Source organism: Lonsdalea quercina subsp. quercina (assembly GCF_000688695.1).
Lineage (GTDB): Bacteria > Pseudomonadota > Gammaproteobacteria > Enterobacterales > Enterobacteriaceae > Lonsdalea > Lonsdalea quercina_D.
In genome coordinates this window covers 115,666-127,052 of the sequence record NZ_JIBQ01000013.1, presented here as the reverse complement: position 1 = coordinate 127,052, position 11,387 = coordinate 115,666, and the positions used below count along the sequence as shown (strand labels likewise).

At 57.6% G+C, this 11,387-nt stretch carries 12 protein-coding genes; 10 read left to right on the top strand and 2 right to left on the bottom strand.

The features are described from left to right. Window positions 1-64: 64 nt before the first annotated feature. The 6 genes from cytR (at window position 65) to rraA (ending at window position 5,616) form a co-directional block, all read left to right on the top strand. Window positions 65-1,105, top strand: coding sequence for a DNA-binding transcriptional regulator CytR (gene cytR / locus SB13_RS13645; RefSeq protein WP_026740892.1), 1,041 nt, complete (start codon window positions 65-67; stop codon window positions 1,103-1,105). A gap of 80 nt (window positions 1,106-1,185) precedes the next feature. After that, a complete protein-coding gene (gene ftsN, locus SB13_RS13640) occupies window positions 1,186-2,019 on the top strand; it encodes a cell division protein FtsN (protein ID WP_072000258.1) in 834 nt (277 codons plus the stop codon). A gap of 84 nt (window positions 2,020-2,103) precedes the next feature. Next, on the top strand, window positions 2,104-2,634 hold the full coding sequence (gene hslV / locus SB13_RS13635; protein WP_026740890.1) for an ATP-dependent protease subunit HslV: 531 nt from the start codon (window positions 2,104-2,106) through the stop codon (window positions 2,632-2,634). A gap of 9 nt (window positions 2,635-2,643) precedes the next feature. Further along, the gene (hslU, locus tag SB13_RS13630; RefSeq protein WP_026740889.1) at window positions 2,644-3,975 is read left to right on the top strand and encodes an HslU--HslV peptidase ATPase subunit; all 1,332 of its coding nucleotides are present in this window, start codon (window positions 2,644-2,646) and stop codon (window positions 3,973-3,975) included. A 108-nt stretch (window positions 3,976-4,083) separates the two neighbouring features. Beyond that, a complete protein-coding gene (locus SB13_RS13625) occupies window positions 4,084-5,001 on the top strand; it encodes a 1,4-dihydroxy-2-naphthoate polyprenyltransferase (RefSeq protein ID WP_026740888.1) in 918 nt (305 codons plus the stop codon). A 129-nt stretch (window positions 5,002-5,130) separates the two neighbouring features. Continuing rightward, window positions 5,131-5,616, top strand: coding sequence for a ribonuclease E activity regulator RraA (gene rraA / locus SB13_RS13620; protein ID WP_026740887.1), 486 nt, complete (start codon window positions 5,131-5,133; stop codon window positions 5,614-5,616). 42 nt (window positions 5,617-5,658) lie between these two features. On the opposite strand, the gene zapB is transcribed toward rraA, so the two are convergent. Further along, entirely contained in the window at window positions 5,659-5,901 is a 243-nt protein-coding gene (gene zapB / locus SB13_RS13615) for a septal ring assembly protein ZapB (RefSeq protein ID WP_026740886.1), read from the bottom strand. A 586-nt stretch (window positions 5,902-6,487) separates the two neighbouring features. Here zapB and SB13_RS13610 point away from each other — a divergent pair. The 4 genes from SB13_RS13610 to fpr all read left to right on the top strand — a co-directional run bounded on the left by SB13_RS13610 (window position 6,488) and on the right by fpr (window position 10,931). After that, window positions 6,488-7,342 carry an MIP/aquaporin family protein gene (locus SB13_RS13610; RefSeq protein WP_026740885.1) on the top strand — a complete coding sequence of 285 codons (855 nt, stop codon included), beginning with the start codon at window positions 6,488-6,490 and terminating at the stop codon, window positions 7,340-7,342. A 12-nt stretch (window positions 7,343-7,354) separates the two neighbouring features. Further along, on the top strand, window positions 7,355-8,866 hold the full coding sequence (gene glpK / locus SB13_RS13605) for a glycerol kinase GlpK (protein ID WP_026740884.1): 1,512 nt from the start codon (window positions 7,355-7,357) through the stop codon (window positions 8,864-8,866). Between the two features lie 142 nt (window positions 8,867-9,008). Further along, window positions 9,009-10,019: a class II fructose-bisphosphatase gene (gene glpX / locus SB13_RS13600; RefSeq protein ID WP_026740883.1), complete on the top strand. Its 1,011-nt coding sequence runs from the start codon at window positions 9,009-9,011 to the stop codon at window positions 10,017-10,019. Between the two features lie 165 nt (window positions 10,020-10,184). After that, window positions 10,185-10,931, top strand: a complete 747-nt coding sequence (fpr, locus tag SB13_RS13595; protein ID WP_026740882.1) for a ferredoxin--NADP(+) reductase — start codon at window positions 10,185-10,187, stop codon at window positions 10,929-10,931. Between the two features lie 3 nt (window positions 10,932-10,934). Here the strand turns inward: fpr and SB13_RS13590 are convergent, their stop codons facing one another. Next, on the bottom strand, window positions 10,935-11,357 hold the full coding sequence (locus tag SB13_RS13590; protein ID WP_026740881.1) for a DUF805 domain-containing protein: 423 nt from the start codon (window positions 11,355-11,357) through the stop codon (window positions 10,935-10,937). Window positions 11,358-11,387 lie beyond the last annotated feature (30 nt).

The window sequence follows — 11,387 nt, the reverse complement described above, 5'->3', positions numbered from 1 at the left end:
GCGATCCTGAGTGATCAGAGCCGGACAGACGCAGCAGCGGAAGCTGGCGTGAGGAGAATGAGCGTTGGAGAATAAAGGCACGGCTGCTGCAACGATGAAGGACGNGGCGGACAAGGCGGGCGTCTCAACCGCCACGGTATCCCGAGCTCTGATGGATCCGGAAAAGGTCTCAGCCCTGACCCGACAAAAGGTCGAGGAAGCGGCCAAGGCCGTCGGCTATTCACAGTATGCGTCCGCTCGCTACGCCCGACGACACGAAACCCGAACGCTATTAGCGATCGTCCCGGATATCAGCGATCCTTTTTTCAGCGAGGTCATCCAAGGGATCGAAGAGACCGCGACGTCTCGGGGTTATCTGGTATTGATCGGCGACTGCGCCTACCAGCGGCGACAAGACAGAGGGTTGTCCGATCCCAACGTCACGGCTCAGGTGGACGGTATAGTGCTGCTTGGGTCCGACTTGCCGTTCGATGCGGGTAAGGCGGCACGGCGCAATCTGCCGCCGATGGTCATGGCGAATGAATTCGTTCCCAAACTGGAAATGCCGACGGTGCATATCGACAACCTGACCGCTGCGTTCGACGCCGTGCACTATCTCCATGAGCTGGGCCATCAGCGCATCGCCTGTATTGCAGGCCCGGCGACACAGCCTCTCAGCGAGTATCGGCTGCAGGGCTATGTCCAGGCGCTGCGACGGGGCGGTCTGACGGTGGATAACCACTATATCGTGCGAGGGGATTTCAGCTACGACACCGGCATTCGCGGGCTGGGCATTTTGATGTCACATCCCACCCCACCGACCGCGATTTTCTGCCATAGTGATACCATAGCGATGGGAGCGCTGGCGCAAGCTCATAATATGGGTCTGAACGTGCCGCGGGATCTATCGCTCATGGGATTTGATGATATTATCCAGGCCAGCTACTGCTTCCCCCCGCTCTCCACTGTGGCTCAACCCCGCTACGAAATCGGACGTGAGGCAACGCTGCTGCTGCTTGAACAGCTGCAGGGGCATTCCGTAACCCGGAGCTCACGCCTGCTGTCCAGTAAACTGGTCATTCGCGACAGTACCGCTCCGCCGAATTTTGCGCATCACCGGCTTTAGGAATCACGGTGCTAGTCAAACATTTTAGGGTTCAGTAACATGACAACCTGTTACTTTTTTTACTTCGTAGTGAAACGATAGTGGCACAAAGAGACTATGTCGGGCGGGGGCGTTCAGGCACACGCCGGAAAAAGACATCCAGCCGGAAAAAAAAGGGTTCCTCAGGCGCGTCCAAGACCATGATTGCGCTGGCGGTTGCCGTATTGGTGACCTTCGCGGGCGGGCTGTATTTCATTGCCCATAACAAGCCGCAGGAAATACCGGTCCTCCCTAATCATGCCGGCGGCAAGGGCAATGGGCTTCCGCCTAAACCTGAAGAACGCTGGCGTTACATCAAAGAGCTGGAAAATCGCCAGATTGGCGTGACGACACCGACGGAACCTTCCGCTGGCGGCGAAGTGCGCTCGGCCGGGGAGCTTACGGAAGAGCAGCGCCAACTGCTGGAGCAGATGCAGTCGGACATGCGCCGTCAGCCTACCCAGCTGTCTGAAGTGCCGTACAACGATCAGACCCAGGTGCCGCGCTCTCAGGTGTTTATCAAGCCGCAGACGACGACGCCAGCACCCGTCGCGCCGCTGACGCAGCAACCGAGTCAGAATGCACCGAAAACGGCTCCCGCGGCACCGAAAAATACCGCGCCCGCCAACACGGAAACGGCTAAGGCTCAGGTGGATAAACCCGAGAAAGCGCAACGCTGGATGATCCAGTGCGGCTCATTCAAGACGATGGCGCCTGCTGAATCCATCCGGGCACAACTGGCATTTGCAGGCGTGGAAAGCCGTATTACCAGCAGCGGCGGCTGGAATCGCATCATACTGGGCCCCTACAGCAGCCGCGCCGCGGCGGACAAGATGACCCAAAAACTGAAAGGTATGGGCAACAGCAGCTGTATTCCATTAGCCTCCGGGGGTTGAAAACCCCCACCCCGTCCCCATTTCTAACTTCAACATGCCCCGCACTCTGCGGGGGCCTTTTTCTTCAGTAACGGGGATTAGCTCGTGACAACAATCGTAAGCGTACGCCGCAATGGCCAAGTCGTCATCGGCGGAGATGGTCAAGCCACCTTAGGCAACACCGTCATGAAAGGTAACGTGCGGAAGGTACGCCGTCTTTACAACGACCGTGTCATCGCCGGATTTGCGGGCGGCACCGCCGACGCCTTTACCCTGTTTGAACTGTTCGAACGTAAATTGGAGCTGCACCAGGGACACCTGGTCAAAGCCGCGGTGGAACTAGCCAAAGACTGGCGAACCGACCGTATGCTGCGCCGTCTGGAAGCGCTGCTGGCCGTGGCGGATGAGAACGCCTCGCTGATCATCACCGGCAACGGCGACGTTGTACAACCGGAAAACGATTTGATCGCTATCGGTTCCGGCGGCCCGTATGCCCAGTCCGCCGCACGCGCCCTGTTGGAAAATACCGACCTGAGCGCCAAAGAAATCGTCGAGAAATCACTCGGTATCGCCGGTGATATCTGCATCTACACCAATCAGTTCCACACGATTGAAGAATTAGCCTCCAAGGCGTAAGGATCTACTATGTCTGAAATGACCCCGCGCGAAATAGTCAGCGAGCTTGATAGCTATATCATCGGCCAGAACAAGGCGAAACGAGCCGTGGCAATCGCCCTGCGCAACCGCTGGCGCCGCATGCAACTGGACGAAGACCTTCGCCACGAGGTTACGCCAAAAAACATTCTGATGATTGGCCCGACCGGCGTAGGTAAAACCGAGATCGCCCGTCGTCTCGCCAAACTGGCCAATGCGCCATTTATCAAGGTGGAAGCGACTAAGTTCACCGAAGTCGGCTACGTCGGGAAAGAAGTGGACTCCATTATCCGCGATCTGACCGATGCCGCGCTGAAGATGGTGCGCCACCAGTCTCTGGAAAAAAACCGTGTTCGTGCCGAAGAACTGGCGGAAGAGCGCATTCTGGACGCGCTGATCCCACCAGCCAAAAACAACTGGGGGCAGTCCGAAGAGAATCAGGAGCAGTCCCCTGCTCGTCAGGCTTTCCGTAAGAAACTCCGCGAAGGCCAGCTGGACGATAAAGAAATCGAGATCGAACTGGCCGCCGCGCCGGTAGGCGTCGAAATCATGGCGCCGCCAGGTATGGAAGAGATGACGAACCAGCTGCAGTCCATGTTCCAGAACCTGGCCGGTCAGAAGCAGAAAACCAGTAAGATCAAAATTAAGGATGCGTTCAAGCAGTTGGTGGAAGAAGAAGCCGCCAAGCTGGTGAACCCGGAAGAGCTGAAACAGCTCGCCATTGAATCCGTTGAGCAGCACGGCATCGTGTTCATCGACGAGATCGACAAAATCTGTAAGCGCGGCGAATCTTCCGGCCCGGACGTTTCCCGCGAAGGGGTGCAGCGCGACCTGCTGCCGCTGGTGGAAGGCTGTACCGTTTCCACCAAGCACGGCATGGTGAAAACCGACCATATCCTGTTTATCGCCTCCGGCGCCTTCCAGGTAGCCAGCCCGTCGGATCTCATCCCTGAACTGCAGGGTCGTCTGCCGATCCGCGTTGAGCTTCAGGCGTTGACCACCGAAGACTTCGAGCGCATCCTCACCGAGCCGAGCGCGTCCCTGACGCAGCAATACAAGGCGCTGATGGCGACCGAAGGCGTCGACGTAGAGTTCGCGCCGGACGGCATCCGCCGCATCGCGGAAGCGGCGTGGCAGGTCAACGAACGTACCGAAAACATCGGCGCGCGTCGTCTGCACACCGTGCTGGAGCGTCTGATCGAGGAAGTCTCCTACAACGCCAGTGAAATGGGCGGTCAGAATGTGACGATTGATGCGGATTATGTCCGTGATCACCTGGATGAATTAGTAGCAGATGAAGATCTGAGCCGATTTATCTTATAATCCGTGCCAGCGGATCATCCTGACAACACATCAAGTGGGAGGCTATCGCCTCCCACTTGCGTTTTCGGCAACGACGTTAAGCATAATCTCCCAGAACTGAAGCGGATCATGACCTCATTGACACATAGCAGCAAAACTCAGGCCTGGCTCGACAGTTTGCGTCCCAAGACGCTGCCGTTGGCCTTCGCCTCCATCGTGACCGGCTCGGCAATCGCCGGTTGGCAAAGCAGTTTCAAACCGGGAGTCGCTTTGCTCGCCCTGCTGACGGCCGGTTTGCTGCAAATTCTTTCCAACCTGGCCAACGACTACGGCGATGCGGTGAAAGGCAGCGATACCGAGACGCGTATCGGGCCGCTGCGCGGTATTCAGACCGGAGCCATCAGCCTGACCGAACTGCGCAACGCCCTGGTCGTCACCGTGCTGCTGACCATTGTCTCCGGTCTTTCGCTGGTCGCGCTCGCCTGCGAGAAACCAGTGGATATCGTCGTCTTTCTCGGATTGGGTCTGATGGCGATTCTGGCCGCCATTACATATACGGTGGGCAACCGCCCTTATGGTTACATCGGCTTNGGCGATATCTCGGTCCTGATTTTCTTTGGCTGGCTCAGCGTGGCTGGCTCCTATGTCCTGCAAACCGGTCATTTCGACAGTATCGTCATGCTGCCCGCGACCGCCTGCGGTCTCTTGGCCACCGCGGTGCTGAATATCAACAACCTGCGCGATATCGACAACGACCGTTTGAGCGGAAAAAACACGCTGGCCGTCCGGCTCGGCGCACAGAAAGCCCGGCGCTATCACATGCTGCTGTTGATGGCTGCGCCGCTGTGTCTGGGACTGTTCGCACTCATTTATTTGCAAAGCCTGGCCGGCTGGCTGTTTATTTTGTCGCTGCCGCTGCTGGTGAAACAGGGGCGCTACGTGCTGCGTGAAACCACCGCGTTCAGTATGCGACCGATGCTCGAAAAAACGGTCAAATGCGCGCTACTGACCAATATTTTGTTCGCAGCGGGCGTGATGCTCAGCTGAGCCCATCGAGTTCAATGTCATCGCTGTTCCCTGATTACGGTCAAGGCGACTGGCGATGATTTTGCTAACCTTCGCCAGAAAGGGATATACTCAATTCCACGATCCCTGCGGCAACCAGGCGTTAATCCTATGAAATACGATACTTCCGAACTGTGTGATGTCTATCATGAAGAGGTCAACGTCGTTGAACCTCTCTTCTCCAATTTTGGTGGACGTAGTTCATTTGGTGGTCAAATCACCACGGTGAAATGCTTTGAAGATAACGGACTGCTTTATGAGCTGCTGGAAGAAAACGGCATCGGGCGCGTACTGCTGATCGATGGCGGCGGCTCGGTGCGCCGGGCGCTGATCAATGCCGAACTGGCAAGGTTGGCGACGCAAAACGAGTGGGAAGGCATTGTGGTCTATGGCGCGGTGCGTCAGGTCGACGATTTGGCTGAGCTGGATATCGGCATTCAGGCCATGGCGGCCACGCCGGCCGGCGCTGAGGGCGAAGGCATCGGCGAAACGGATATCCGCGTCAATTTCGGCGGCGTCACCTTCTTCTCCGGCGACCATCTGTATGCCGACAACACCGGTATCATCCTCTCCGAAGATCCGCTGGATCTGGAGTAACCGGATGAAAAGGGCGTGAACGCGCCCTTTTCCGTCTCTGTCTTACTGTACTTCTTCCATCTTGCCCAGCAGCGCCTGCAGACGTTCCTGCCATGAGCTCTGAGCTTCTCGCAATTGTTCGTTCTCGCGCATTAGCGCGTCACGATTGCCTGCCACACTTTGAACTTCCTGCGACAGCGCATTATTCTTTTCTTTCAGCTCTTCAATTTCCATCTGCAACAGCGTAATGGTGTCAATCGCCTGCTGAACTTTCGATTCCAGCTTCTCAAACACTTCAAATGACATAACTTCTAACCCCTTTTTCACGCAAGGCATACGCCGTTAACGCTGATTTATTGCGAATTCTCACACCGTACTGGCGTATTCATAGCGTTGGCGCACTAGCCGCAATGCGGACGGCCGGTCTGCGCCGACTCCGTTACGCCCCAAGGGCGCAACACGCTCGGAAGATTGTAAGTAGCCAGCCGGAAACTGTCTAGCGCCCATCCTCCACAATCGCGAGTGTGTCATTTTTTCCCGATCGGAGCTATCGGCAGAAACCGAAAAAACCCGCCGGAGAGCGGCAAATGTTAATCACGTCATGCCGTTTTTTAACCGTTTTCAGCGGCAAATCGTTTCGCGGTCACAGGAAATAAGCGAATACGCTCATTTTTTTGACGAACAACACACATTTCACTAGCGATATTTTTCTCTTTCGCTCATTAACGATAAATTAACATCAAAGGAACATTTGACCTGTGCACATCGCTCTCCCCTCACATGGCGTGTCGTTGGCCACGGTACTGTGAAGCGAACCGTGAGAGGTCGAACACCGCAGGAGTCTCACCCTGCATTTACTTATCACGCCCTACGTTAAAAACAGGAAATGTGTATGAGTCAATCGCGAATCTCTACATTAAAGGGCCAGTGCATTGCCGAATTTCTGGGCACGGGCCTGCTGATTTTTTTCGGCGTTGGCTGCGTCGCCGCCTTGAAGCTGGCCGGCGCAAGCTTTGGACAATGGGAAATCAGCATCATCTGGGGCCTTGGCGTCGCCATGGCTATCTACCTCACGGCCGCGATTTCCGGCGCTCACCTAAACCCCGCAGTGACTATTACGCTGTGGCTGTTCGCCTGCTTTGATGGGCGCAAGGTTGTCCCCTATATCTTGGCCCAAATCGCAGGCGCCTTCTGCGCCGCCGCGCTGGTTTACGCCCTGTACTACAATCTGTTCTACGCGACCGAGCAGGCGCAGGGGATCGTGCGCGGCAGCGTGGACAGCCTGAGCCTGGCCAGTATTTTCTCGACGTATCCCAATCCGCAGATCTCCGTCCCCCAAGCCTTCCTCGTGGAAACGGTGATCACCGCCATTCTGATGTGCCTGATCCTGGCGCTCACCGATGACGGCAACGGCATTCCGCGCGGCCCGCTAGCCCCTTTACTCATCGGCATACTCATCGCCGTGATTGGCGCCTCAATGGGACCGCTGACCGGGTTTGCCCTCAATCCGGCGCGCGACTTCGGTCCCAAACTGTTTGCCTACCTCGCGGGCTGGGGCAAGGTCGCCTTCACCGGAGGCCGGGATATTCCCTACTTCCTGGTTCCCATTCTGGGCCCAATTGTCGGTGCGAGTTTAGGCGCCTTCGGCTACCGGAAACTCATCGGCCGCAACCTGCCCTGTGATGTCTGCCCTACCGATGACGCCAGCGCAGCGCCTGGCGAAACCCGCAACGTGTCTTCCCGATAAAGGACCACTTCTATGACTCAGGAAAAGAAATACATTGTTGCCCTTGACCAGGGAACCACCAGCTCCCGCGCCGTCGTGCTGGATCACGATGCCAATATCGTCAGCGTTTCCCAGCGCGAGTTCGCACAAATTTATCCGAAGGCTGGCTGGGTAGAACACGATCCGATGGAGATCTGGGCGTCCCAAAGCGCCACGCTGGTCGAGGCCCTCGCTAAGGCCGGGATCAGTACGGATGAAGTCGCCGGCATCGGCATTACCAACCAGCGTGAAACCGCCATCGTCTGGGAAAAAGACACCGGCAAACCGATTTACAACGCCATCGTATGGCAGTGCCGCCGCTCCGCCGAGATCTGCGAGCAGTTGAAAAAAGCCGGTCTGGAAGAGACCATCCGCGACCTCACCGGTCTGGTCATCGACCCCTACTTCTCCGGCACCAAGGTCAAATGGATTCTGGATCATGTGGAAGGCTCTCGCGAGAGAGCGCGGCGCGGTGAACTGTTGTTCGGCACCGTCGATACCTGGCTAATCTGGAAAATGACGCAGGGCCGCGTGCACGTCACGGACTACACCAACGCCTCACGCACGATGATGTTCAACATCCACTCGCTGGACTGGGACGACCGACTGCTTGAGGCGCTGGATGTTCCTCGCGCCATGCTGCCGAGCGTGCATTCGTCGTCCGAGATCTACGGAAAAACCAACATCGGGGGCAAAGGCGGCACACGAATCCCCATCGCGGGCATCGCGGGTGACCAGCAGGCGGCGTTGTATGGTCAGCTGTGCGTCAGCCCCGGCATGGCGAAAAACACCTACGGCACCGGCTGCTTCCTGCTGATGAATACCGGTACTGAAGCGGTGAAATCCGAGCATGGCCTGCTGACCACCATCGCCTGCGGCGCGCGCGGCGAAGTTAACTATGCGCTCGAAGGCGCGGTGTTCATGGGCGGCGCGTCCATACAGTGGCTGCGCGATGAGCTGAAAATTATCGGCGACGCGACGGACTCCGAGTACTTCGCCGGCAAGGTGAACGACACCAATGGTGTTTACGTCGTCCCCGCTTTTACCGGGCTGGGCGCGCCATACTGGGACCCCTACGCCCGCGGCGCCATCTTCGGGCTGACGCGCGGCGTCAACGTCAACCACATCATCCGCGCCACACTGGAGTCTATCGCCTATCAAACGCGTGATGTGCTGGATGCCATGCAGGCCGATGCGGGAACTCATCTGCACTCTCTGCGGGTCGACGGCGGCGCGGTCGCCAATAACTTCCTGATGCAGTTCCAATCCGACATTCTGGGAACGCGCGTCGAGCGCCCCGTGATCCGCGAAGTCACCGCGCTGGGTTCCGCTTTCCTGGCCGGTCTCGCAACCGGATTCTGGAGCGATCTGGATGAAGTCAAAAGCAAGACCGCCATCGAACGGGAGTTCCGTCCCGGCATCGAAACCACGGAGCGTAATTATCGCTATCGCGGCTGGCAGAAAGCCGTGGCGCGAGTGCGCGCATGGGAGGACCATGATGACTAAATCGTCCGCCGCTTAAATCCTTCGCAATATTGATCGGGCGCATCTGCCGCGCCCATTTTCTCCCCGCCGCTTTATCGCCCGTTCCTACCCCTGTGATAATATTGCCGCACTTATTCTTGCCAGAAATAACGGACAGATATCCATGAAACGTGAATTAGCCATCGAGTTTTCCCGCGTCACCGAGGCAGCGGCACTGGCCGGTTACAAGTGGCTGGGGCGCGGCGACAAAAACGCGGCGGACAACGCGGCGGTTCAAGCCATGCGCATTATGCTGAATCAGGTCGACATCAACGGTCAGATCGTCATCGGTGAAGGCGAAATCGACGAAGCGCCCATGCTGTACATTGGCGAAGCGGTAGGAACCGGTCAGGGCGATGCGGTGGATATCGCCGTCGACCCGATCGAGGGCACCCGCATGACGGCAATGGGCCAGGCCAACGCGCTCGCCGTATTGGCCGTCGCGGAGAAAGGCGCGTTCCTGCACGCGCCGGACATGTACATGGAAAAACTGATTGTCGGTCCTCAGGCCAAAGGCGCGATCGATCTGAATCGTCCGCTGGAAGAAAATCTGCGCGCGGTCGCGAAAAAGCTGAATAAACCGCTGCATGAACTGACGGTCACCACGCTGGCCAAACCCCGCCACGACGCCATCATTGCCGACATGCAGCGACTGGGCGTGAAAGTCTTCGCCATCCCGGACGGCGATGTGGCCGCGTCTATCCTCACCTGTATGCCGGACAGCGAAGTCGATGTGCTGTACGGCATTGGCGGGGCGCCGGAGGGCGTGATCTCCGCGGCGGTGATCCGCGCGCTGGACGGCGATATGCAGGGTCGGCTGCTCGCACGCCACGAAGTGAAAGGCGATAACGAAGAAAACCGCCGTATCGGCGAGCAGGAATTGGCACGCTGCCGCGAAATGGGTATCGAGGCCGGCAACGTACTGGCGCTCGGGGATATGGCCCGCAACGACAACGTCATCTTCTCCGCCACCGGTATCACCAAGGGCGATCTTCTGGAAGGCATCGCCCGTAGCGGCAATATGGCTACGACGGAAACGCTGTTGATCCGAGGCAAATCTCGCACCATTCGCCGGATCCGCTCGACCCACTACCTCGATCGCAAAGATCAGGCGTTACATGAATTTCTGTTATAAAACCTAAACTCACACTGTTTCACAGCTGTTAAAAGATCGCGTATCTTAGGGGCCGACGCACATCGGCTCTGCATCTGAAAAGACCTTATGCACAGCCATGTTAATTTATTTTCAGAGCGGGATATCGTGCCGCTCGCGGCAGGCTGCAACAGGAGTATTCGATCTATGGCAGTATGGCTAACGGGAAAGGTGGTTGAGGTAGAAAACTGGACGGAAAGTCTGTTCAGCCTCCGGGTACGCGCCCCGGTCAATACATTCACCGCCGGGCAGTACGCCAAGCTGGCGCTGGATGTAGACGGGGAGCGAGTGCAACGCGCCTATTCTTACGTGAATGCACCCAGCAACGATACGCTGGAGTTCTATCTGGTGGATGTGCCGGAAGGCAAGCTCAGCCCCCGTCTGCACCAGCTCAAAGAAAACGACGAACTGCTCATCACACAGGAAGCCGCCGGCTTCTTCGTACTGGAAGAGGTGCCGCCATGTGACACGCTGTGGATGCTGGCGACCGGCACGGCTATCGGTCCTTATCTCTCCATTCTGGAGGAAGGCCGCGACCTAGAGCGCTTCAAGGACATCGTGTTGGTGCATGCCGCGCGCTTCGCTCGCGATCTCAGCTATTTGCCGCTCATGCAACAGCTGCAACAGCGCTACAACGGCAAGCTGCATATTCAAACGGTCGTGAGTCGTGAAGAGTCGGCCGGTTCACTCACCGGACGCGTTCCGGCGTTGATCGCCAGCGGCGCGCTGGAAGCCGCGGTCGACCTGCCGATGGATGCCGCGACCAGCCATGTGATGGTGTGCGGCAATCCGCAGATGGTGCGGGATACGCAGCAACTGCTGAAGGACGAACGACAGATGACCAAACATCTGCGCCGTCGCCCCGGTAACATTACGGCGGAAAACTACTGGTAAACCTCAGGAGCGGAGCCGCAGCGGCTCCGGCTCTGGACCGAAGCGGTTAGCGCCCGGCGTTCCCGCGAAAGAACCGCAGTCCAACAGCATAATGATGCCAATCAACGAGGGAATGAACCGCCCCAGCCCCCACTGTCCCAGCGACGGCAGCATATACCAGTTGCCACTGCCCAACAGCCACGCCACCACCAGCAACAATGCCCACCAGCCGCTTTTGTTGCGATCGTGCAGCCGTTTTATCAGTACCGCGGAAGTGGGCCACATCAGCGCTACCAGCGCGAAGGCGGCGGTCTGAGTCGACAACCAGTTTTGACCGGCCAATGCGAACAACGCGATCGTCAGCACTACCCAGGTCACCATCCACAACCAGAATTCTCTCCGCCCAAGACGGCCGCGAAAAGAAAAACACCACTGTTGTAACGTCATCTCAAGCCTATTCCGATAGCTGTTTTCTGG